Source organism: Marininema halotolerans (assembly GCF_900116235.1).
In the GTDB taxonomy this organism is placed as follows: domain Bacteria; phylum Bacillota; class Bacilli; order Thermoactinomycetales; family DSM-45169; genus Marininema; species Marininema halotolerans.
Map to the genome: position 1 here is coordinate 244,336 of NZ_FPAA01000004.1, position 21,459 is coordinate 265,794.

At 45.8% G+C, this 21,459-nt stretch carries 25 protein-coding genes and 1 riboswitch; of the genes, 18 read left to right on the forward strand and 7 right to left on the reverse strand.

What is annotated here, in order from left to right; genetic code table 11:
- Window positions 1-73 precede the first annotated feature (73 nt).
- Window positions 74-172: riboswitch (TPP riboswitch) on the reverse strand.
- Between the two features lie 152 nt (window positions 173-324).
- Window positions 325-477 carry a hypothetical protein gene (locus CHX35_RS17475; RefSeq protein WP_176391945.1) on the forward strand — a complete coding sequence of 51 codons (153 nt, stop codon included), beginning with the start codon at window positions 325-327 and terminating at the stop codon, window positions 475-477.
- A 175-nt stretch (window positions 478-652) separates the two neighbouring features.
- Here the strand turns inward: CHX35_RS17475 and CHX35_RS06975 are convergent, their stop codons facing one another.
- Both CHX35_RS06975 and CHX35_RS06980 read right to left on the reverse strand, forming a co-directional pair.
- Window positions 653-2,164, reverse strand: coding sequence for an FG-GAP-like repeat-containing protein (locus tag CHX35_RS06975; protein ID WP_091835987.1), 1,512 nt, complete (start codon window positions 2,162-2,164; stop codon window positions 653-655).
- 352 nt (window positions 2,165-2,516) lie between these two features.
- Window positions 2,517-3,002, reverse strand: coding sequence for a 6-carboxytetrahydropterin synthase (locus CHX35_RS06980; protein ID WP_091835991.1), 486 nt, complete (start codon window positions 3,000-3,002; stop codon window positions 2,517-2,519).
- A 197-nt stretch (window positions 3,003-3,199) separates the two neighbouring features.
- On the opposite strand from CHX35_RS06980, the gene yunB reads away from it, so the two are divergent.
- The gene (yunB, locus tag CHX35_RS06985) at window positions 3,200-3,910 is read left to right on the forward strand and encodes a sporulation protein YunB (RefSeq protein ID WP_091835994.1); all 711 of its coding nucleotides are present in this window, start codon (window positions 3,200-3,202) and stop codon (window positions 3,908-3,910) included.
- Window positions 3,911-4,132: 222 nt separating this feature from the next.
- On the opposite strand, the gene CHX35_RS06990 is transcribed toward yunB, so the two are convergent.
- Window positions 4,133-4,792, reverse strand: a complete 660-nt coding sequence (locus CHX35_RS06990; RefSeq protein WP_091835997.1) for a DUF1801 domain-containing protein — start codon at window positions 4,790-4,792, stop codon at window positions 4,133-4,135.
- A gap of 332 nt (window positions 4,793-5,124) precedes the next feature.
- Complete coding sequence (locus CHX35_RS06995) at window positions 5,125-5,790, reverse strand: TerC family protein (protein WP_091835999.1); 666 nt, start codon at window positions 5,788-5,790, stop codon at window positions 5,125-5,127.
- A 342-nt stretch (window positions 5,791-6,132) separates the two neighbouring features.
- Between CHX35_RS06995 and CHX35_RS07000 the strand changes: the two genes are divergently transcribed.
- The 8 genes from CHX35_RS07000 (at window position 6,133) to cysC (ending at window position 12,475) form a co-directional block, all read left to right on the forward strand.
- The gene (locus CHX35_RS07000; RefSeq protein ID WP_091836187.1) at window positions 6,133-6,873 is read left to right on the forward strand and encodes a sugar phosphate nucleotidyltransferase; all 741 of its coding nucleotides are present in this window, start codon (window positions 6,133-6,135) and stop codon (window positions 6,871-6,873) included.
- Entirely contained in the window at window positions 6,873-7,841 is a 969-nt protein-coding gene (gene rfbB / locus CHX35_RS07005; protein ID WP_091836002.1) for a dTDP-glucose 4,6-dehydratase, read from the forward strand. Before CHX35_RS07000 ends, rfbB begins: the two co-directional genes overlap by 1 nt.
- Window positions 7,796-8,695 (forward strand): dTDP-4-dehydrorhamnose reductase, encoded by a 900-nt coding sequence (rfbD, locus tag CHX35_RS07010; protein WP_091836005.1) that lies wholly within the window; start codon window positions 7,796-7,798, stop codon window positions 8,693-8,695. Before rfbB ends, rfbD begins: the two co-directional genes overlap by 46 nt.
- Entirely contained in the window at window positions 8,688-9,143 is a 456-nt protein-coding gene (locus CHX35_RS07015; RefSeq protein ID WP_091836007.1) for a dTDP-4-dehydrorhamnose 3,5-epimerase family protein, read from the forward strand. The genes rfbD and CHX35_RS07015 overlap by 8 nt, the downstream gene beginning before the upstream one ends.
- Entirely contained in the window at window positions 9,140-10,027 is an 888-nt protein-coding gene (locus CHX35_RS07020) for a glycosyltransferase (protein ID WP_091836010.1), read from the forward strand. Before CHX35_RS07015 ends, CHX35_RS07020 begins: the two co-directional genes overlap by 4 nt.
- Window positions 10,028-10,043: 16 nt before the next feature.
- On the forward strand, window positions 10,044-10,808 hold the full coding sequence (locus CHX35_RS07025; protein WP_091836012.1) for a glycosyltransferase family 2 protein: 765 nt from the start codon (window positions 10,044-10,046) through the stop codon (window positions 10,806-10,808).
- A gap of 41 nt (window positions 10,809-10,849) precedes the next feature.
- Window positions 10,850-11,845 (forward strand): CgeB family protein, encoded by a 996-nt coding sequence (locus tag CHX35_RS07030; RefSeq protein WP_176391946.1) that lies wholly within the window; start codon window positions 10,850-10,852, stop codon window positions 11,843-11,845.
- A gap of 69 nt (window positions 11,846-11,914) precedes the next feature.
- Window positions 11,915-12,475: an adenylyl-sulfate kinase gene (gene cysC, locus CHX35_RS07035; RefSeq protein ID WP_091836018.1), complete on the forward strand. Its 561-nt coding sequence runs from the start codon at window positions 11,915-11,917 to the stop codon at window positions 12,473-12,475.
- Window positions 12,476-12,527: 52 nt separating this feature from the next.
- Here the strand turns inward: cysC and CHX35_RS07040 are convergent, their stop codons facing one another.
- Window positions 12,528-12,881 (reverse strand): transcriptional regulator, encoded by a 354-nt coding sequence (locus tag CHX35_RS07040; protein WP_091836021.1) that lies wholly within the window; start codon window positions 12,879-12,881, stop codon window positions 12,528-12,530.
- A gap of 208 nt (window positions 12,882-13,089) precedes the next feature.
- Complete coding sequence (locus CHX35_RS07045; protein ID WP_091836024.1) at window positions 13,090-13,281, reverse strand: DUF896 domain-containing protein; 192 nt, start codon at window positions 13,279-13,281, stop codon at window positions 13,090-13,092.
- A gap of 67 nt (window positions 13,282-13,348) precedes the next feature.
- Between CHX35_RS07045 and CHX35_RS07050 the strand changes: the two genes are divergently transcribed.
- From CHX35_RS07050 to CHX35_RS07085, 8 genes are all read left to right on the forward strand, one after another.
- The gene (locus CHX35_RS07050) at window positions 13,349-14,017 is read left to right on the forward strand and encodes a YneB family resolvase-like protein (RefSeq protein WP_091836027.1); all 669 of its coding nucleotides are present in this window, start codon (window positions 13,349-13,351) and stop codon (window positions 14,015-14,017) included.
- A gap of 27 nt (window positions 14,018-14,044) precedes the next feature.
- The gene (locus tag CHX35_RS07055; protein WP_091836029.1) at window positions 14,045-15,112 is read left to right on the forward strand and encodes a M42 family metallopeptidase; all 1,068 of its coding nucleotides are present in this window, start codon (window positions 14,045-14,047) and stop codon (window positions 15,110-15,112) included.
- Between the two features lie 88 nt (window positions 15,113-15,200).
- Window positions 15,201-16,133, forward strand: coding sequence for a glycerophosphoryl diester phosphodiesterase membrane domain-containing protein (locus CHX35_RS07060; RefSeq protein WP_091836032.1), 933 nt, complete (start codon window positions 15,201-15,203; stop codon window positions 16,131-16,133).
- A 14-nt stretch (window positions 16,134-16,147) separates the two neighbouring features.
- Entirely contained in the window at window positions 16,148-16,771 is a 624-nt protein-coding gene (locus CHX35_RS07065) for a DUF4129 domain-containing protein (protein ID WP_091836035.1), read from the forward strand.
- Window positions 16,768-17,949: a DUF4350 domain-containing protein gene (locus tag CHX35_RS07070; protein ID WP_091836038.1), complete on the forward strand. Its 1,182-nt coding sequence runs from the start codon at window positions 16,768-16,770 to the stop codon at window positions 17,947-17,949. The genes CHX35_RS07065 and CHX35_RS07070 overlap by 4 nt, the downstream gene beginning before the upstream one ends.
- The gene (locus CHX35_RS07075; RefSeq protein ID WP_091836039.1) at window positions 17,919-18,878 is read left to right on the forward strand and encodes an AAA family ATPase; all 960 of its coding nucleotides are present in this window, start codon (window positions 17,919-17,921) and stop codon (window positions 18,876-18,878) included. Before CHX35_RS07070 ends, CHX35_RS07075 begins: the two co-directional genes overlap by 31 nt.
- On the forward strand, window positions 18,832-20,193 hold the full coding sequence (locus CHX35_RS07080; protein ID WP_176391947.1) for a DUF58 domain-containing protein: 1,362 nt from the start codon (window positions 18,832-18,834) through the stop codon (window positions 20,191-20,193). Before CHX35_RS07075 ends, CHX35_RS07080 begins: the two co-directional genes overlap by 47 nt.
- 72 nt (window positions 20,194-20,265) lie before the next feature.
- Window positions 20,266-20,613, forward strand: coding sequence for a four-helix bundle copper-binding protein (locus CHX35_RS07085; protein WP_091836043.1), 348 nt, complete (start codon window positions 20,266-20,268; stop codon window positions 20,611-20,613).
- Window positions 20,614-20,680: 67 nt separating this feature from the next.
- Here CHX35_RS07085 and lexA read toward each other — a convergent pair whose 3' ends face one another.
- Entirely contained in the window at window positions 20,681-21,307 is a 627-nt protein-coding gene (gene lexA, locus CHX35_RS07090; RefSeq protein WP_091836045.1) for a transcriptional repressor LexA, read from the reverse strand.
- Between the last annotated feature and the right edge of the window lie 152 nt (window positions 21,308-21,459).

Consider the following 21,459-nt stretch of genomic DNA (forward strand, 5'->3'; position numbering starts at 1 on the left):
ACCTCTTTACAAGAATCATCGATGATGTTGTACCTAAAGGGCCGCTCCAATTTTGGAGCGGCCCTTTAGGTACAAGTGGTCAGCTCCACTTTCCTACGCTGGTGTTAACCAGATCAGGTTCAAAGGGTCCAAGTTTCCTTGTCTCAATCAATTGATTCCCCTAGTGGATGATCGAAGAATTCATTTTTTATCAACCTACCATACTTTGTTGAGAGCGTCAAAAAGGAAGGAAATGAGTTTATTTTTATATCATCGCGAAGAGTTGTGATAGGTACCCCCGTACTACTATCAGCATAGGATATCAGTGGAAAGGGGGAGGAACTTGTGTTTGCGATTGAGATGATTGATGTGTTAAATGGGATTCTTTTGACTGCCTCGTTATCCTTAGGAATCTATAAATACTTGCTTGATATTAAGAAAACAAAAAGAGTAGTACCCAAAGAGAAAAAGCGCCGCTATCCAAAGCGACGCCCATAAACCTGGGGGAGTCATCCTCCCCTTACCATCATTATAATTTTTAACTGATTGATTATTCCCACCGAATGGGCTATGTGTCAATTAAACAACCATCGTAGGATTATATATTTCCAAGAGAAATATGCTGTTACTCACGATAACAAGGGATTCCTCTTAAATGGTGTTCATCGTGGCGTTATTCTTCTTCTAAGGGGATGACTGCGATGGTGAAGGTGCCGGTTACCGTGTTGCCATTTGTGTCGTTTGCAGTACAGGTGACGGTTGTGACGCCGATAGGGAAAAAGGAACCAGAAGCAGGAGAGCAGGTAACTGTGAGGGTACCAGGGCAGTTATCAATTGCTGTGGGGGTCGGATAAGTAACAAAGGCACCGAAGCTGTTTGTAGCATCGATATCCATATCGTTAAGCCCATAGAGGAGAGGGGGATCGATATCATTCACGGTGACGGTAAACGTGCAAGTTTCCATATTGGTTGCATCGAGGTCGCTAGTAGCGGTGCAGGTAATGGTTGTGGGTAGCCCAACAGTGACTTCCGCTGGATCACATGTAATAGTAACGTTGGGACATTGCTGTGAATTCGGGAGTGGGACGGTGGCTTTACAGGTGCCTTTATCGTTGTTGAGAATTTGATCGGAACAGGTGAGTGGGTTGACGCAAGAATTGAGCAAGATGGATATCGTATCTTCGTCAAAGTTAGCACTGGCAAGATCCGGTGTCCCATCTCCATTAAAATCTGCACTGGTAAGTGCAAAGGGGAGACTTCCGACAGCAAAGGTGGTTTGTGTTTGAAAGGACCCATCCCCATTGCCTAATAAAATCGAGACGCTTTCGCCATCGTTATTAGCCACAGCAACATCGGTAAACCCATCACAGTTGAAATCGTTATGGATGATTCCAAAAGGGACATTGCCGACCGCGAAGGTGGTTTGCGTTCCAAAGGTCCCATCTCCATAGCCTAGCAAAACAGAGAGAGTAGCGTCGTCCACATTGGTAACCGCAAGATCTTGAATCCCATCTCCATTAAAATCAGCGATGGTCATTCCGGCAGGGTTCATGCCAACGGCAAAGGTGGTTTGCGTCCCGAAAGTGCCATCTCCATTCCCTAGTAAAACAGAGACGGTTCCATCGACGCTATTCACAACGGCAAGGTCAGGGATGCCATCAAAATTAAAATCGGCACTTTGAATTCCCCGTGGACTATTGCCGACCGCGAAGGTGGTTTGCGTTCCAAAGGTGCCATCTCCATTGCCTAATAAAACAGAGAGAGTCGCGTCATTAAAATTGGTCACGGCAAGGTCTTTGGTGCCATTGAGATTAAAATCCGCACTGGTGAGTAAAAATGGGTTATTCCCTACAGCGAAGGTGGTTTGCGTCCCGAAAGTACCATTTCCAATTCCTAATAAAACGGAGACGCTCCCATCATCACGATTGGTTGCGGCAAGGTCAGGAATGCCATCCCCGTTAAAATCCGCATGGGTAATTCCGGCGGGGTTCATGCCGATAGCAAAGGTGGTTTGCGTCCCAAAAGTACCATCACCATTGCCTAGTAAAACAGAGATGGTCCCATCGACGCTATTCACAACGGCAAGATCTTGAATCCCATCAAAATTAAAATCCGCATTTGTAATGTCGAGGGGAGCTGATCCTGTATCATAAGTGATTTGATTAGTAAAAGATGGACAAACCATGTAAAAAGTCCTCCCTCGGTGTATTCACCTAATATGCATTTGCCTGCATCGTATGTAAGACAGGGTTGGGGGGTTCTTCATTGGTGAAGATGTCCTCGATAGGGGAGTAAATCCATAGGGAGGACATCTTTTTGTGTGTCCATCAAAAATAGCCGCTTAGTGGGGCAAAGCGGCCTGAATAAAAGTAGATGAAATGATTTCGATTTGTATCGAAAATCTTCCCAAAACGAAGAGAGTCGGGAATCACACGTTAGCGTAATCGATTTCCGTTGCATCCGAACCGGAGTTTAGCGTGGTTTTTGTCAGTAGACGGGAGGTTTTTCATCTTTATGTGTAAGTGTAGATGGAAGTCTTAAGAACTGCTGGGTCTTCTTCTGCCGAATGAAGCTTTACCAATGGTCGTGGTGGCTGTTACGTAATCCAACTGGATGTTTCTTCGCTCCAGTGTCCTTGCGAATGCAGGTCTTACTTTGGTATATACGTAACGGGCAAGGTTTTCAATGGTAGGGGCAAAATCTACACGTAAAATCGGTTTGCTCGCTGTGGGGGGTACATCTATCCCTCGTTTTACAATGGTTTTATTATTGAGTTGGTTTCCCACACTGCGATTAAAGAGTGAAGTTACTAAAAGAATGTCTACGACAAAAATACCGGATAGGTTTTTTTTACTAAGCGCAACATTTACCTCAAGCAACGGATAGGCTATAACCTGGTCAGAACCTGGCATTACCCTCTCTGAATACATCGGGAAGGGTACGAGTAGCTCTGAAAAAGTGGTTTCTTTTTTTTGAATGACTCTCCCTTGTAACGCATTTCTTTTCAACCTTTTATTACTCATTTTAGACATCCCCTTTGTCATTCTTTAATCACGTGAAAGTCGCCCACTAAGGATAGTATGAAAAAAATAAGGGATGTGCTACATCGATTAGAAATAACGGGGTGCAGTCTGTCATCGAAGTGTGGGATATTGGGTCTTGGATGAAGCCTTACTACATAGGATGAAACAAACATGGAGTAGACGAGGTGGGTAAGTTGTTGAAAAGGTCAAAGGGATTCCGTCGTGCTCCACGCAAGAGAGGGTATTTCATTATTATCATTTTGGGACTGCTTGGCTATGGTGCTTTTTATACGATCGAGAATGAAGCGGAGGTTACGTTGATTAAATTGGCGAAGGCACGCGTGCAAAATATTTCCCAGGAATGCATGACCAAAGGGATCGAGGAAATGCGCCGCTCCCTGGGGCCTGAGCTAAACAAAGTGATGACCATTAATAACAAAGATCAACACGGTTACATCATCAGTGTAGATCCCTTGATACAAGCAAAGATTTACGAAATTGCGAGTAAAAATATGCACAAGCAAATGAAGACCATGGAACAAGAAGACTACGGTATTCCCTTAGGTGCGGTTCTTCAAAGTAATTTATTTTCCGATGTGGGCCCAGATATTCCGTTAAAAATATGGCCTAAAGGTTCTACGAATCTCGATATGGATACAAAAATTGAGTCAGCAGGGATCAATACGGTAAAAGTAACCCTCTATCTACAAGTCACCAATGAAATTGGTACCTTAGTCCCTCTTACCAAGGAAAAAGATATCAAAGTAAAATACCATTATCCTATTGCTTCACAAACGATGATGGGAGAAGTTCCCGAAAATTATTATTACTATAATAACAATGGAAAGAATCAAGGCATGGAAGGGCCGATCCCTGTCGTGCCGTCAAACGGAACGAGAAAGAATTAAGTAAGGGATAACGAACGCAAAAAAAGTAGCGATACCCGGTGTCGCTACTTGATCTCAAGTCATTTATATTTATTGTAATTAATCTGACGGGCTGGTTGTTATAACAAAAACACCTTGAGTTGCTCCCTATGCAATCTCAAGGTGTTTTTATAATTACTGGGCAGATGGCCTCGAAATCTCCGGATGCTCCCTTTACCCTTAGAAGGAAAGGTTCAATCCATGTCATCCCTTATCGATAAACTTGTGCGAACCGTCACAGTTGGGCATTTTTTGCGAGTGACCACAGGTGCAATCATTTAATCCCTTTCCATCGAGAATTTGTTGGGTGTATTTTTCAATTCTGGACGATCGCGTTTTGGATTGTTTTGCTTGAGAAAAATAACGAATATATACTCGTTGTCTTCCAGGTGTTAATGCTTCAAACGCCGTTTTCAAAGCAGGAATTTTATCGAATTGATAGAGTAGCTCCTCAGGGATACTCAACTCCTTAGGCTTTTTTAGTTCCACTTCTAAACCGGCTTTTTCAACTTTAATCGCTTCATCAATATAAGCTTTCAAGGTCATTTCCATGTCGATGATCTCCTGAACATGGGTAAACCGAATCTGACGGGCCGCCTGTACATTTTCCGTCTGTTGGATGAGTATCCCCTGGGCATCTTGTAATAAAACCCCTTTATAAAATAGAAGCGCACAATATTCTTTAAAGCCATGGATTAAAACGATGTTCTTCTTCTCAAAGGTGTAACAAGGATGCTTCCATTTAAATTCTTCGGTCAGATCACAGTCCAGTACAATCTTTCTTAACGCCTCAAATTCTTTCTTCCATTTATCGGCCTTATTTAAAAAATCGTCAACCTTCGGATTCAGTTTACTAGGGGTCATCTGAATAACACCTCTCTTCAATGGTTGATCGCTAAATGAGGCAGTCCTCTGCTTTCCCCAGAATATACCACCGGTATGTTTCTTCGCAACAACATCATCGAAGGAAGGGGGAGATCGGTCCCGATGCATCCCTATCATTGAAATCGCAATTTCCCTCGATCGAATGCAGCGTGTGTTGAAATATCTTGGCAGGTTATCGAATAGCCAATCCGAAATAAATAAACTAGTTTGCAACACAGACATTATCCGCTTTTCAAATCAACGAATTCTATAAAGAAAACGCTTTGACGCCCAGGTGTGAAGGGATGTCAAAGCGTTTTCTGGAGAGGACCTTATTGTTGATTCTTTTTCTTTGTATAATGACCCGCTAGTAAGACGGTAGCCACAATCAGTAGAATGAGTCCCCATTTAAGAATCGGTTGCTCGGCAAAAAATAGACGAGTTAAACGGTCATCGGTTACCATTTTACCTGCTGTATAAGCGAGTACGCCTGCTCCGATGGAGATGATCATCGGAAATTTTTCGATCCATTTTAAGATGACGGTGCTACCCCAGACGACGATTGGAATGCTGATTAACAATCCAAGGATGACAAGCAGGTAGTTACTGTGCGATGCACCGGCTACAGCGATTACATTATCAAGCCCCATTACTGCATCCGCGATGATGATGGTTTGAATGGCTCCCAGGGTACTTTGTGCTGCTTTTACCTCGGGATCACTCTCTTCAATGAGCAGTTTGTAGGCGATCCAGATGAGTATGAGTCCACCAACGAGAAGAAGGCCAGGAATTTTAAGTAGCCAAACAACGGCCAGAGTTGCTAAGGCGCGGATAACGACGGCGCCAATGGTCCCCCATAGGATAACTAATTTTTGTTTGTCTTTAGGCAAGTTGCGTGCTGCGAGCCCAATCACGATGGCATTGTCGCCAGCTAAAACTAAATCAATAATAACAATGGTAAGAAGTGCTTGGAAAAACGCGAGTGAAAAGAGTTCCATCCAATTTAACCTCTTTCTACACAGTATTTTAGAGTGATAAGAACAAACAAAAAGACCCTTACCAAATAACGGTAAAGGTCTTGCTAACAACACAATGGTTGCCAACAAAGCCGGGGGTTGATCCCCGTAATGACGACTTTGTTGTATCAGCTACTCCCCTTTAAAGGAAGGAAACTTCTATTCGTTTATTCTTACCCTCATACTATGCCACATTACCAATCACGTCAAGTGACTAATCTGTGTACGGCAAGTACAAGGGAATGGGCGGCTAATTTGTGCCATCATGTAAAGCTGTACATAGGATGGAGGAGGTGATTTATCTATTGAGAGGAGTGAATGGATGTGAAAGGAGTGATCCTGGCAGGGGGAACAGGGTCTCGTCTATTCCCTTTAACGCAGGTTACTAATAAACATTTGCTTCCTGTAGGAAGATATCCCATGATTTATCATCCGTTGTTTCGGATTATTGAGTGTGGTATCCGAGATATTTTGATCGTCACTGGACGAGAACATATGGGGGATGTTGTTCGTCTGTTAGGAAGTGGTGCGCGTTTTAACGCTCGATTCACCTATAAAGTACAAGATCAACCGGGTGGCATAGCACAGGCACTTGCGTTAGCAGAAGATTTTGCTGGTTCTGAGCGGATCCTTACCATCCTAGGTGACAACGTTTTTGAAGACTCTCTCGTTCCTTTTATCACCTCCTATAAGGAACAGCAGGAGGGAGCAAAGCTATTGTTAAAAAAGGTGGATCATCCCGAACGATTTGGTGTAGCCGAGGTGGATGGAGAGAAGATTCTACGGATTATTGAGAAGCCGACTAAGCCAACCAGTTCCATGTGCGTGACAGGTATCTATCTCTTCGATTCCCAGGTATTTAACTATGTTAAAAAGTTAGTGCCTTCTGAACGTGGTGAATTTGAAGTGACAGATATTAATAATTTATATATTCAACACAGCCAGCTTACTTTCGATGTTCTTCAGGGATGGTGGACGGATGCAGGTACCCCCGAATCGCTCTTACGGGCCAATCAATATGCTCGTCAAACCGACCTTACCTTCTCGATGAAGGAGGAAACATGATGCGCAGAGTCTTGGTGACGGGCGGTGCTGGTTTTATAGGGAGTCATTATGTTCATCATCTACTTTCTTCCCATTCCGACATTGAAGTAATTAACGCCGATGCGCTCACATACTCTGCCAATTTACAGAGCTTAGCTGATATTGAATTGGATCCGCGTTATCGCTTTATACAAGTGGATTTAGCCAATCAGCAAGAGGTCGAAGAATTGTTTGCGAATCCAATTGATGAAGTGGTTCACTTTGCTGCAGAGAGTCATGTGGATCGTAGCATTCAAGGTGCTGAAGCTTTTATTCGTTCGAATATATTAGGAACCTATCGCTTATTAGAAGCGATTCGACATGCTGGAAACCTTCAAAAAATGATTCATATTTCGACGGATGAAGTATACGGTAGCATCATGCAAGGGCGTACCAAAGAGGGAGAAGCTTTAGCTCCGGGGAATCCCTATTCCGCAAGTAAAGCCGGATCGGATTTACTTTGCTTGGCCTATTTCAATACCTATCAAACTCCTGTCGTCCTCACCCGCTGTACCAATAACTATGGCCCATGGCAACATCCGGAGAAGTTTATTCCCAAATCCATTCTTCATGCCTTGGAAAATCAGCCTCTTCCTTTGTATGGGACAGGGACACAAGAGCGGGATTGGATCCATGTGACGGATCACTGCATGGGGGTCGACCGTGTAAGGGAAGCCGGTCGTGTCGGTGAAGTCTATCACATCGGTGCCGAGCAACCCGTTTCTAACCGATGGATTGCTGAAAACATTCTGGACCAACTTGGGAAACCTCACTCATTGATCCAGCATACGAAGGATCGTCTTGGTCATGATTACCGTTATTCCTTGCAAACCACCAAGATGCGTGAGGAACTCGGCTGGGAACCTTTGATCTCCTTAGAACAAGGGTTAAAGGAGACGGTGGCATGGTATCGGCAACGGTGGGAGAGAGGAGAGGGCAACGCATCATGAAGGTTTGGGTAACGGGTGCAGGGGGTCAGTTAGGAAAGGATATGGTGCGAATCCTTGGAACATCCCATCAAACTGTCGGCTTTAGTCGATTGGGATGGGATGTAGCGCAATCTGGTATCAGTCAAAAGCTACTAGCCATGGATCCGCCTGATGTTGTGATCCACTGTGCAGCATTTACGCAGGTGGACGGAAGTGAGGAAAACCAAAGAGAAGCTTTTCGGGTGAATACCTGGGGAACCCATCAGCTGGCGCAGTCATGTAGAGTGTTAGGAATTCGGTTGGTCTATATCAGTACGGATTACGTATTTAGCGGTGAAAAGGCAATCGGATATGTCGAAAGTGATTGGCCAGCACCCATCAATGTATATGGCAAAACCAAAGCGATGGGTGAAAATTGGGTGAGAAAACGTTGTCCCAATCATTTAATTCTTCGCACTGCTTGGGTATATGGCCATGGAGGAAGTAATTTTCCTAAGGGGATTATGCAACGGGCGAAGCAAGGGGAAGTTGTTCGAGTCGTGGATGATCAAAGAGGTTCACCCACTTATACCGTGCATCTCGCAGAAAAGACAAAGGAACTGATTGAATCGCCATTGACAGGAACCTTTCACATTGCTGGAAGTGGCGATTGTACCTGGTACGAATTTGCTTCCGAGATATTTAGATACGCGGGATATTCTCCCGCCTCATTAGTACGAATCTCGAGTCAGGAGTTGGATCGAAAAGCCAAACGACCCTCCATATCGATTCTGCGCACCGAACGACTCCCTGAAAAAGGAGTGGACCCACTGACTCATTGGAAGGTCGGACTTGATGATTTTTTTGCTGAAAAGGCGGTGGTGAAAGATGATTAATGGTGTGGTTTTTAAAAAGTTAGTAAAGCATTGTGATGACCGAGGTACCTTCATGGAGATCCTGCGCGATGATGAACACCTTCTGGAGCGATTTGGACAACTGTCCGCTTCACTTTCTTATCCCGGTGTGATCAAAGCGTTTCACTATCATGAGCAACAAGATGACCTCTGGTATTTTCCAGTAGGGAATGCACAGGTTGTCCTTCATGATCTAAGATCGGAGTCACCGTCGAAGGGAGAAACTGCAGTTTATTATATGGGAGAGGAGAACCCCTCCTTATTGTTGATTCCGAAAGGGGTTGCACATGGGTATCGTGTGTTAGGGGAGAAACCCGCCATGATTGTTTATATTACAACCCGATCATACAACCCAAAGGAACCCGACGAAATGCGCATCCCCTATGACGATCCAACGATTGGATTTACTTGGGAAACGCAGTATCGATGAAGATCTGGATTCTTCCTGATAAAAAATCCCTTCTCTCGTACCTACCCACAATGATTCAAGGTGAAGAAAAACCCACGATAGAACAAATGTTCTATCGTGATCGAGATGAAGGCGAAAATCAAAGTTTAGCTGCCTTTGTTGCCACAATTTCTCGCCTTCAAGGAAAAGGCCTTTCATTGCATTGGGTAGGTGATATTGATAACGATTCCCCATGGAAAAACCATTTAACTGATCCCCTTATCCTTTACCTCGATTCTCTCCCTAAGGTGGTAGCGCCTCCATTTAGTAAGGCCGCCAAGGTAGTTGTCCCCTCTTATTATTTAAAGGAGAGGATGGAGCGAGGTGGCCTCTTTCCCCCTGAGACATTGGAACGATTACAGCCCATGCTGTCACCCGATACTCCTTCAATTTTGCGACAGGGATCATCGAATAAGAAACCACGTCAACGTCGAAGATTGCTCGTGATTGAGGAGTATGTGACCAATCATGAGCGTCAAAGACTGCAGCGATGTGTCCGCACCGTGCAAAAACGAGGATTTCCCCATTTTCGCATGGTGACCATTCCCCTTATTCATCTCTTGCAAGGAAGGCCGATTCCGCCTGTTCATATGGTCTTCACTGGTGGGGAAGCATCCACTTCCCTCTCTTTATTTCATCTTGTACTGATGAATCAAGGGATCCCGATTATTACCACGGATCAGGGAGATCGGGGAGAGTGGGTCTTACATGGCCATACCGGCTACTTATTAGGGAAAAAGGATACAAAAAAAGACTGGAGTTACTATCTGACTTCGATGGTGAAAGATTCGACGATGCGCCGTGATTTTGCGCAAAATGGTCACCTACTCATTGCGTGGTTGCGAGACCAACAAATGAAGGCCTGAAAGTGGGGGAGGTTCTATGGATCCGACAATTAGCATTGTGATCCCTATCCATGGACAGCTTCACTATACCAAGCAATGCCTAGCGGCAATTCATCGTTTTACTAAACTTCCCTATGAAGTGATTCTTGTCGATAATGGCTCTGCTAAAAAGACTGCGCAATTTGTAACGATTCAAGATCATCGGATGGGTGAGAGGGTACGAGGGTTGCGGAATGATGTTAACCGAGGGTTTGCAGCAAGCATGAACCAAGGGATGCGACAAGCAAAGGGGGACTATCTCGTTCTTCTCAACAATGATACGTTACCTTCGTATCGCTGGGCAGAACAACTTCTGGCACCTTTTAGGCAAGATCCTTCCGTTGGAATGACAGGTCCGGTTTCCAACCGGGTAATTCCTGAACAAAAAATTAAAGTATCGATTACGCGCAGAAAAGCCATTCACCGCTTTTGTCGACGGTTTAATCAAGCGAACCCCGCTCGGTGGCGAGAAAGCAAACGTCTTTCGGGATTTTGTTTGGCACTCCCTCGTCGGGTATGGCAACGAGTGGGCGAGTGGGATGAATGTTTTGGCCTTGGGACCTATGAAGATGATGATTATAGTTATCGCATTCGCAAAGAGGGTTTGCGGCTAATCGTTGCTGGTGATACGTATGTCCATCATTTTGGTAGCCGTAGCTTTCGCAAGCGGGGTAGTAAGGAGTTTTATAAAATCCTTGGACAAAATCGGCGGTATTTCCTCCGAAAGTGGAATCTATCGACGCCACCTGGGGGTCTCATCTAATCGATATATTCGCTATCCTCTCTAGGAGGTGCACACATCGAGTGAAGGCCATCTTTCTACCAAGTACGATTCGAAAACCCTTTGCTTTTATCGATCATTGTATTGAAAAAACGCTGGACAAGGTGGGGGTTCACCCTTTGGTACACCTGCCGGGGAAGGGGTTTGCGAAAAGAATTCGCCAATCCATCCAACAATTTCAACCGGCCTTTTTATTGGCCAATTTAGGTTGCCGGTTAACCTCTCAGGAGCTAGAGGTGATCCAATCCTTATCGATTCCTACGGTGATCTGGTATACGGATGATCCCTATGCAATTGATCAGTCGTTGACGACCTGCCGCTTCTTTGACTATATCTTTACCAATGAAGAGGCGGCCATCTCCGTTTATCAAGGAGCCGGCTGCGACAATGTCTATCATCTTCCCCTAGCAACTTCTCTTCCCACCTTCACCCCACGAAAAATAGCTTTACGATACCAAAGTGATGTCCTGATACTTGGCTCTGCTTTTCTGAATCGGTTAGAGGAAGTGGATTTTCTTGCTAGGCGGCTTCCTTCATCCACCTTAAAGATTGTTGGGCCAGGGTGGCGTAAACTTTCCAACTACCGTAGATTACAGGATCGGATTCGCGGGGGATGGGTTGATCCGAAGGAGGCCGCCCGGTATTACTCCGGGGCAAAAATTGTCCTCAACATTCACCGTGCTGCCAATGATCCACACCTGGGTCAGAATCGACAGGGGGTAGCAGCACTGACGCCAAATAATCGCTTGTTTGAAATTGCCTCCTGTCGCGCCTATCAATTAATGAGCTACCGTCCAGGGATCACATCGCTTTTTGCGGGTGGTGAAATTGATACCTATAATGGACGCGATGAACTCCCTGAACGCATTCGGACCTTGCTAAAGCAAGAAAAGTGGCGCCAGGAATCTGCTGAACGTGCGTGTGCCCTCACTTGGCAACAGCACCGCTATGTTCATCGCATTCAGCGCATCCTCAAGGAACTACCATTCGAGTCGGTGAAGTGGAAATCCGCACGTTGACTGGGTAAACGGGGTTTCCCCTCGCGAGGTAGATTCATATCGTGGCTGTGATAGGAGGTGTCGACGACAATGGACCAACAAGGCATTACTCTATGGTTTACAGGACTATCTGGGGCAGGAAAGACAACAATCGCTCTTCATCTAGAAGAGCGATTGCAGCAAATGGGGATACGAGTGAAGCGACTGGATGGAGATGAAGTTCGTGCACGGTTGGCTCCTGATCTTGGTTTTACCAAGAAGGATCGCTATACCCATATTGAACGAGTCGCCTATGTTGCTGATCTATTGACACGATATGGCGTCATCGTATTGGCCTCCTTTATTTCACCCTACCGTGAAATGAGACAATTGTGTCGTGAGCAGATTTCATCCTTTGCTGAAGTTTACGTCAACTGCCCACTTGAAGAGTGTATTCATCGCGATGTGAAGGGGTTGTATGCACGGGCATTAAAAGGGGAGATTCCCCATTTCACAGGCATCAGTGATCCATACGAACCCCCAGTAACCCCTGAGCTCACTCTCGATTCCAAACGGGAGACGCCAGAAGAAAGTGCCAATCGTGTCATGGATTTTCTTCGAAAAGAAGGATATATCCCCTCCCAGACACCGAATGAAAATGAAGTGAGGTAGGGGGATATAGAGAGCGATGCTCCTAAAAAGGGCATCGCTCCCTCTGCCTTACTTACGATCCATTGCGTGGCGATTGTTTATCACTGTGAGCGCCTTGCTGTTGGATCGTGGCATAGATCGAGTCTAACTGTTTCCAATGATTCTCCACCGCAGCACGTCCCTCTGATGTAATACGGATGGTTGTCTGGGGGATTTTTTTTCGTAAAAAGTGCTTATCAATAGCGACAAGTCCCCCTTTTTCTAATTTAGCGAGGTGGGAAGAGAGGTTTCCCTTTGTTAATCCGGTCAGCTCTTGTAGAAAAAGGAATTCAGCCAGGGTACAGGCAGACAATGCGGTGAGCACGGCAAGGCGCGCTGGCTCATGGACTAACTTATCCAAGCGTGCTAATTCTTTATAGGGTAACATTTCCGAATTGCCTCCTAAATCCAAATTCACTCTCAATATAATGGATCTAATAATTTATATCAATAACCAGTTTGCGATATAGACTTTATTTTAAATGCGATGTCACCGAAAAGCCCTGCTGAAATGATCAGCAGGGCTTTTCGGTGAAAAGAATTGATAAAACTGGTACACTAAAAAGGTAGGCAGTTATACGAACAAACCCACACTTTTACTTTTTGTTGAGGTCTTTTTCGTCGACGAACCGGATCCGATCCAGTTGGTCTTTAACTTGCCCACGAATCCCCTTTAAGTAAATCTCACGGAGACGGTGTTGTTCCTTTTTCTCAGCTGGAGTTAGACCCTCTCCCTTTTGTTTTTTGGCCAGGGCGTTAATCCGCTGGAGTAATTCATCCGTAATCATGAAACATCACTCCTCCTCTGAAGGATAGCGAAAAGAATGTGATTTAGCAAGGGAGGACCGATGGAGGATGCAGGGTATTATTTATGCTCGCGTCAGTACAAAAAGACCCGAACAAGAAACCAGTTTAGAACGGCAAGTGGCTGATTTAAAGGCATTTGCCGTTGCAGAAGGACATACTGTCCTCGAAGTTATTACGGAGCAACACAGTGGCTTTGATTTAAACCGAGAGGGATTATACCAACTGTTGGATCGGATTAAATTCCATCGAGCCGAAGCCGTTCTTATCCAAGATGATACGCGCTTGGGAAGAGGAGAAGCGAAACTGGCCGTCCTTCATCAGTTACATCGACTCGGTTGTACGATTATTAGCCAACAACAGGGTGGGGAACTTGAGCTAGAAGCAGGTGAATCGACGGTTCTTCACATTATGGCGAAGGTGGAGGAATTACAGCGCAAGTGGATGAATCAAAAAATCTCTTGGGGAATGCAGCGGGCGATTCGGGAGAAAGGATACAACCCTTCTCGTAATTTAAAGAATCATGGCCAAGGGGGACGGGAGAAAAAAGAGCTCCCTGTGGAACAAATTGTCGCTTTAAAGGAAAAGAAACTTACCTTTGAAGAGATTGCAGCGACCCTCCAAGGGTTTGGCTATGATGTATCCCGGGCCACCGTTCATCGACGCTATCGTGAGTGGAAGAATGCACAAGGCATCGAAGGGGAAGTCTCTGAACCATAGAAATAAGAAAAAGGTAGGTGCCCATTTATGGTCAATTGGAATCGAATGAAAGAGTTAACGCAACTCCCTGGTGTCCCTGGAGCGGAGGGAGAAGTGCGTGAAGTGCTCAGCCAATACATAGCGAACAGCACATCGGAGATGCTCCAGGATCGTTTAGGTGGGTTATTTGGCGTTCTCCGTGGTAAAGAAAAATCCCCGAAGGTAATGGTAGCGGGGCATATGGACGAAGTTGGTTTTATGGTGACTCGCATTACAGAGAAGGGATTTCTTAAATTCCAAACCCTAGGTGGCTGGTGGAGTCAAGTAATGCTGGCTCAACGGATCCAAGTAGTCACTCGGAGTGGAAAACGAATCCCTGGGGTGATTGGCTCGATACCCACCCATCTTTTAAAGCCCGAAATGCGGAAGAAACCGATTGATGTAACGGAGATGTTTATTGACGTTGGAGCAGATTCTGCAGACGAAGTGGAAGCGTTAGGGATTTGTCCAGGGGACGCTGTGGCTCCTTATTTCCCTGATGTGGAAATGGCCGGTGGAACAAGGATCTTATCCAAAGCATGGGATAACCGCTTTGGCTGCGGGATCGCCCTTGAGCTTCTTGATGCGTTGAAGGGGCAAAAGCACCCGAATACCGTATTTTCCGGAGCAACGGTGCAAGAGGAAGTGGGCCTTCGCGGTGCTCAGGTCGCGGCACAAATGATTCAACCGGATGTCTTTTTTGCGGTAGACGCGGGCCCTGCGGGGGATACCCCCGGGGTATCTGATGGCTACGGTCAATTAGGTAAAGGGGTGGTCATTCGCTTAATGGATCGCTCGATGGTTCCGCTCCCAGGTATGCGAGAGTTTCTCATAGAGACCGCAAAGCGGGAAGGAATTCCCTATCAATTTTTTGTATCCCAAGGCGGAACCGATGCAGGTGCGGTTCATACCACAGGGGAAGGGGTTCCATCTGCTGCTCTGGGGGTATGTGCTCGTTATATTCATTCTCATGCGGCTATGATCGATAAGGATGATGTGGAAGCAACCAAACGCTTTCTAGTTGCCGCGGTAAAATCGTTGGATGCAGCCACATTGGAGGCCATTCGAAAAGGATAACGGAGCTAAGTAAGAGATCAGGAGAGCTTTCATCAATCGGTTATGCTCTCCTGTTATCATTTAAAGGGAATTGGAAGGGTGAAGGAAGTTGGATCATCAATATGATCATCGAGAGCCTGTGCGCCCTCAACGTTTTTTTGATTTATTAGATGGTGTTTTTCGTCTGTATCGTCAGCGATGGAAAAAGATCTGGATCATCCTGTTTATCATATTAGGTGCTCCCTATGCAGTTGCGGAAGTGGCTGCTTTGCGCAGCGAGGATCCATCCAATCCATTGGCTGTCGTCGATGGGAATGGAGAGAATTGGTTGTTTATCCTGTTATCAGTGGTCATTTATCTATTAATCGGGTTGATATTTTCGCCCTTATTAAAAGCCGGTATGATCATGATTGCATCCAACCGTCTTCAAGAAAGTCCTGATCGATCAGCGAAAGAATATTTAAAACAGATTGGGAGAAGTAGTGTCCCGGTTGTACTTACTCTCTTGTTACAATATTTACTCCTCGGGGCAGGATGGTTGATCGCTGCTTTGCTTTGGGCGATTCCCTTTTCACTGCTTGCCTTAGCAATTGGTGGGTGGCAAATCCCCTTAGTCATTGCTGGTTTCTTTTTTATGTGTACTGTTGGAGTGGGTTCCCTGTGGGTGTCCACACGGCTCACCTTAACGCTTCCGATTGTGGTTGATGAAGGAATTTCTTATTTTCCTGCCTTGAAAAGAAGCTGGCAGTTAACCAAGGGATCTTTTTGGAAAATATTCGGACTATCCATCATTGTCGGGATCATTTCTAATATTTTTTTCATGATCTCAGGAGGCAGTTCTGAAATCGCCAAGGAACTGTTTTTAACGAGTTCAATGAGTTGGTTGGGTGTACTATTGACCCTTCTCAGTACTTTCTTGATATGTCTACCCACCCCGCTACAATCCATTCTGTATACGTTGCTCTACTTCGATTGTCGTGCCAGAAAAGAAGGCACAGACCTCGATGATGATTTAAACGCTATGGGTGAAAGTGGTGCGTAGAGAGGAGAAATAAGATGGCACCAGAATATGACAAGGCGCGTGATCAATTATCGGAGATCTTAGATCGCAGTGAGTTTACGAACCAACAATGGCTCGATCAATGGCAAACTTTCTTTAACAACATCCTGGATATTTTAAGCAGTTTCCTCGCAAAGCAATTACATTCATGGCTTGGTATTCAAGTGGATACCCGAATCGGTGGGGTGTTACCGATTCTGGTGGGTGTGATCGTATTGGTGCTTGGTATATGGCTTGCTCGACGTTTTTTCTGGAGTAAACCTAGGGTGAATAAGGATACCCATAAGCGGAATGATCGCACCTTATCCCTTGAAGACTGGTGGAAGAAGGCGGAGGATTATGGCAATAGAGGAGCGTATCGGGAAGGGATTACCCTCTTATATCAAGCGGTTCTTGAACAATTGATTCAGCAAGGGATTATCATTGGTAATCGCTATAAAAGCAATCGAGACTATCGAGACGAAGTTGAGCAGAATCGTCCCGATCTTGCCATCGCTTTTAAACACCTGACCCATCGCTTTGACCGTGTCCGGTATGGAGATGGTGATGCAGATAAAAAAGAGTATACGGAGTTTTATCAATTATCCCAGCGATTTGCTCAGGAAGGGGATATGCGATGAGATCCCGCAGATTCGGTGTATTTGTCATTTCGTTACTGGTGATCGTGCTATTGGTTTTACTCCTGTTAGCGGTCACCCTTGATACCGACTCAAAAACGCCCTATAACAGTCATGGAACCTCTAGCCAAGGATTAAAAGCCCTTTATCTTCTATTCGATGAGCGACAATTGCCAGTCGATCGTTGGGATAAAGGTTGGGGATCCTTCCCTAAGGGGAAGGATCAACTACTCATTCTGACAGAGCCGACGGGTTTTATTCCCAAAGGAGACCAACATCGATTGGAAATGTGGATCAAGGAGGGGAATACCCTTGCGCTCTTTGCCAGTCCCAACAATGAATTGGCTGCAGAATGGGGATTTTCTGTCAGTCCAAGCGGCAATGGCGAGCAACAAGGCAAAATTCCGATGCAACACCGGTCTTCCTTATGGGAGAAGAATATTAAGACGCTATATTATCCAGAAGGTAATCGATTAGTGAACGAACAGGGCAAGGTGTGGAAAGATCAAGGGAATATGGGTCGTCTTGCTGAGCGGAATTGGGGAAAGGGGAAGGTGATTTATGTACCTGAACCCGATTTCATGACTAATAAAATGATTCGCCAAGGGGATAACTTGGCCTTTGCCCTCCATCTCGCAACGGAAGGAAAAAAAGGAATCTGGTTTGGTGATCGATTACGTGAGCTCTCGGATGAAGAGACAAGTGAAGGGAAAAGCGCATCCCTTTTAAATTGGATCGATCCCAATGGATGGCTCATCCTTATGCTCTTAACCATTGCGGTTCTGCTCTGGCTATATGGAAAAGGAAGGCGGTTTGGCCGTCCATTGCCAGACCGAGATCTAGAACCGCCTTTCGCTGATGAATATGTGAAAGCGATGGGCTCGTTATACCAAAGAGCAAACTTGAAAAGTGAAAGCCTACACATTCAATGGCAGGGCCTCCTGCGCATCGCATCAAAGCGATGGGGTCTGGGAATAGGGGTAACGGAAGAGACCCTTATCAACCACAGCAAGCGATACTTAGCACCGGAGGTTGCCGATCAAATGGAGGCGCTCAGTCAGACAATCCACCGCCTTCCTGAACACCTTTCCGGTAAGCAGTTCATGCAGTTGAGCCAGGAGATTTACCAGATAAGAGAGGAGATTTTGGCATGGCACACACACCAATCGACATTGAATTGATCGCCAAACGATCTGAGGAAGTCCTTAAGCAATTAGGTCAAGCAGTCGATGGTCAACAAGTACAGTTGCGCCATCTTTGGTCCGCCATGTTAACCGGTGGCCATGTGATCGTTGAAGGGGTTCCGGGATTAGGGAAAACGTTGATGGCACGGGCATTAGGTACGGTGGTGGATGCCTCCTTCGCACGTATTCAATTTACTCCCGATCTGATGCCTTCGGATGTGACAGGTACTCAAGTATTCGAAGGAAATACGGGTAGTTTCCGTTTTAAGCAAGGTCCTCTATTCTCACAAATTGTCCTTGCTGATGAAATCAATCGCACCCCTCCGAAGACGCAAGCCGCATTGCTGGAAGCAATGGAGGAGGGGCAAGTGTCAGTGGATGGTGAGCCTGTGTCCCTACCACAGCCCTTCTTTGTCATTGCCACCCAAAACCCTGTCGAATACGAAGGGACCTATCCGCTACCTGAGGCGCAGTTGGATCGTTTTGCAATGAAATTAGTCGTGGATTATCCCAATGAAGAAGACGAACTACGCATTTTACGCAGTCATCATTTTGTGCAACGCCGGGAACAACGCGTTGCTCCCTTGATCACACCTAAAGAACTGCTTCGTTTCCGAGATTGGATGGATCAGATCCATGCCGAGGAATCGGTTCTTCGATACATTGCTGCGATTATTCGCGAAACAAGAGAACATCCACAGATCATGCTCGGCGCAAGCCCGCGTGCAGGGATAAGTTTACTTTCCTTATCAAGGGCATCTGCTGCCATGGACGGGCGTGACTATGTCACCCCTGATGATGTTAAAGGATTGGTAGAGCCTGTTTTGCGTCACCGCTTACTCCTAAAACCTGATGCAGAATTGGAAGGGATGGACGCTGATGACCTTATCCGGGAAATCCTTCGTTCGGTCTCCGTCCCGCGGTAATACGTGGTTACCCACGGGTCGTTTTTTAATTTGGTTTTTACTTGGTGTGATTGTTACGGGAGTAGGCGCATTATGGGGTATGGCTCTGTGGTTTGCCATTCTATATTATAGTGTACTCGGGGTCATCACCCTTCGCGATGCGCTCAAGATTCGCGCCATTGGCTCTTTACAGGTGACTCGAGAAAGTGATTCATTCTTCGAAATCGCCGAAGAACACATGGTTCGACTTTCAATTGAATCGGATCGATTGTGCGCTTTAACCCTGACGCTGAAAGATGATGTTCCAGCGGGTTTTTATACGCCCCAACGGGAACAATCCCTGCAGTTACATGGGGAGAAAACGGGGAGCCTCACCTATTCACTCTCAAGCGATCGGCGGGGATTGTATTCATTTGGGAATGTCCACCTTCGTATTCGAAGTCCTTTGGGGTGGATTCAACGGCAACAGCAGGCAGAACTTGCTGAGGAAAAACGTGTGTATCCCTTATTAAAGGAAGTTCGCCGGGTGAGAGGGGGCGTTTATCGTAAACGTTCCGATACAGAAGGTACGTATCGTCGTAAAGGAATCGGCCACAGTTTAGAGGTTTCTCATATTCGTGAATATGTGCAAGGGGATGATCCACGCTGGATCAATTGGAAAGCAACGGCTCGGTTAAATAAACCGGCAGTCAATGTTCCCCGGGCGGAACAGGGACAACATGTGGTGATCATGTTGGATTGTGGACGCGTTATGGGGGCACGGGATCAAGAAAAATCTCGATTAGATCGTGCTATTGAAGGGGCACTTGCCTTTGCGGCGGCGGCTCTCACACGTGGGGATTATGTGAGCTTAATTGCTTTTTCTAATCGGATCATCAAATGGATCCCCTCAGGAAAAGGAGATCCACAATTAAAACGGCTGATTGAAGCCGTTGCTGGATTAGACGCCGCGTATGTCGAGTCGGGGTACCGTATGGCGATGGAACATCTAGCAACCCATCATAAACGACGGGCGCTCGTTGCGATTTTTACCGATGCAGGAAACCTTACCTTTGCAGAGGAATTAACGCAACAGATGCTATTGCTTCGCAGAAGACATTTGATATTAACGGTGACAATGCAAGATCCCCGCTTACAACACGAATTGGATCGATTCCCCCATGAAGAATTGGATATTTACCGGAAAGCTGTTGGAGAAAAAATGATTTTGGAACGGCAAGAACGACTTCACCACTTACGGAGAAATGGGGTCATCGTACTGGATGTACCTCCAGGCGAGTTATCAACTTCGGCAATTCATGCCTATATCGATCTAAAGAATCGTTCCTTGTTATAGAAAAGTCGACCTGTACGCATAACCGATTCATCCTCCTCACAAGCTAGAAGCAAAGGAAAGGAGGAGGAAGTTATGCCTACGTTTGTAGATACACCCACACAGCAATATCAACAATGCATCGATCAATGCAGTCAATGCTTGCAGGTTTGTGAGGAGTGCTTAACCTCGTGTTTAAATGAACCGGATGTACAAGCGCGTGTTCACTGCATTAACATGCTTCGGGACTGTATTGACATCTGTTCCGTTGCCATTGGCTTTATGTCCCGGAATAGCGAACATGCGATGCATATTTGTCAAGAATGCGCTGAAATTTGCGCAGCATGTGCCCAACACTGCATGCAGTTTCAAGATGAGCACTGTCAAAAATGTGCAACCGTGTGCCAGCAATGTGCAGATGAGTGTAAAAGGATGGTTGCTTAACAACACAACAAGAGGGAGTGTGAAAATCACACTCCCTCTTGTTGTGTTGTTAAGTGGATGGATTTGATTAATGAAGTTCGCGATAAAGGCCGATTACCTTGCCGAGAATGGTTACTTCTGGATAAATAAGCGGCTCCATATGGTCATTTTCTGGCTGTAAGCGTACATGGTTTTTCTCTTTATAGAACCGTTTGACAGTGGCTTCATTATCCGGGGTCATCGCCACGATAATATCACCGTTATCCGCCACCTGCTGTTGCCGAACCAGCACATAATCTCTTTCTAAGACCCCGATGTTGATCATACTGTCTCCACGTACGGAGAGAAGAAAAACAGAATCTTCACTTCCGACCATACGGCGAGGGATCGGAAAATAATCTTCTATATTTTCAATCGCCGTAATCGGTTCACCGGCTGTGACCTTCCCGATATAAGGAACCATGACCGTACTGCTAGTGATATCCGGGATGGAGTCTAGCGTCTCTTCTAATACTTCGATCGCACGGGGCTTGGTGGGATCTCGCCGAATCAATCCCTTTTTTTCGAGTCGAGCAAGATGACCATGAACGGTGGAACTGGAGGCAAGACCGACTGCTTCTCCAATCTCCCTGACAGATGGAGGGTATCCCTTTGCACGAACTTCTTGTTTTATGTAAGTTAAAATAGCTTCTTGGCGTGGTGATAGCTTATTCATTGCTCGTTATCCCCTTTCTAAATCGCATCTCCGTCCACTCGTTCTCTCTGTTGATCCGTCCCTACTTTTTCTCCAGTATACACGAATCCTTATAGGAGTACAAACATAGGTTCGAATATTTCATTGACAGAACGTATGTTCTGGAATAAACT

Coding starts and splice junctions, on each gene's coding strand:
- CHX35_RS07040 (WP_091836021.1), bottom strand. CDS start 12,881: ATGTTACCCTATAAAGAATTAGCACGCTTGGATAAGTTAGTCCATGAG.
- CHX35_RS07075 (WP_091836039.1), top strand. CDS start 17,919: ATGGCACACACACCAATCGACATTGAATTGATCGCCAAACGATCTGAG.
- CHX35_RS06990 (WP_091835997.1), bottom strand. CDS start 4,792: ATGACCCCTAGTAAACTGAATCCGAAGGTTGACGATTTTTTAAATAAG.
- CHX35_RS07055 (WP_091836029.1), top strand. CDS start 14,045: ATGGTCAATTGGAATCGAATGAAAGAGTTAACGCAACTCCCTGGTGTC.
- lexA (WP_091836045.1), bottom strand. CDS start 21,307: ATGAATAAGCTATCACCACGCCAAGAAGCTATTTTAACTTACATAAAA.
- CHX35_RS07085 (WP_091836043.1), top strand. CDS start 20,266: ATGCCTACGTTTGTAGATACACCCACACAGCAATATCAACAATGCATC.
- CHX35_RS07025 (WP_091836012.1), top strand. CDS start 10,044: ATGGATCCGACAATTAGCATTGTGATCCCTATCCATGGACAGCTTCAC.
- CHX35_RS07065 (WP_091836035.1), top strand. CDS start 16,148: ATGGCACCAGAATATGACAAGGCGCGTGATCAATTATCGGAGATCTTA.
- CHX35_RS06995 (WP_091835999.1), bottom strand. CDS start 5,790: ATGGAACTCTTTTCACTCGCGTTTTTCCAAGCACTTCTTACCATTGTT.
- rfbB (WP_091836002.1), top strand. CDS start 6,873: ATGCGCAGAGTCTTGGTGACGGGCGGTGCTGGTTTTATAGGGAGTCAT.
- CHX35_RS07050 (WP_091836027.1), top strand. CDS start 13,349: ATGCAGGGTATTATTTATGCTCGCGTCAGTACAAAAAGACCCGAACAA.
- CHX35_RS07045 (WP_091836024.1), bottom strand. CDS start 13,281: ATGATTACGGATGAATTACTCCAGCGGATTAACGCCCTGGCCAAAAAA.
- CHX35_RS07015 (WP_091836007.1), top strand. CDS start 8,688: ATGATTAATGGTGTGGTTTTTAAAAAGTTAGTAAAGCATTGTGATGAC.
- CHX35_RS06975 (WP_091835987.1), bottom strand. CDS start 2,164: ATGGTTTGTCCATCTTTTACTAATCAAATCACTTATGATACAGGATCA.
- CHX35_RS06980 (WP_091835991.1), bottom strand. CDS start 3,002: ATGAGTAATAAAAGGTTGAAAAGAAATGCGTTACAAGGGAGAGTCATT.
- cysC (WP_091836018.1), top strand. CDS start 11,915: ATGGACCAACAAGGCATTACTCTATGGTTTACAGGACTATCTGGGGCA.
- CHX35_RS07070 (WP_091836038.1), top strand. CDS start 16,768: ATGAGATCCCGCAGATTCGGTGTATTTGTCATTTCGTTACTGGTGATC.
- rfbD (WP_091836005.1), top strand. CDS start 7,796: ATGGTATCGGCAACGGTGGGAGAGAGGAGAGGGCAACGCATCATGAAG.
- CHX35_RS07020 (WP_091836010.1), top strand. CDS start 9,140: ATGAAGATCTGGATTCTTCCTGATAAAAAATCCCTTCTCTCGTACCTA.
- CHX35_RS07080 (WP_176391947.1), top strand. CDS start 18,832: ATGACCTTATCCGGGAAATCCTTCGTTCGGTCTCCGTCCCGCGGTAAT.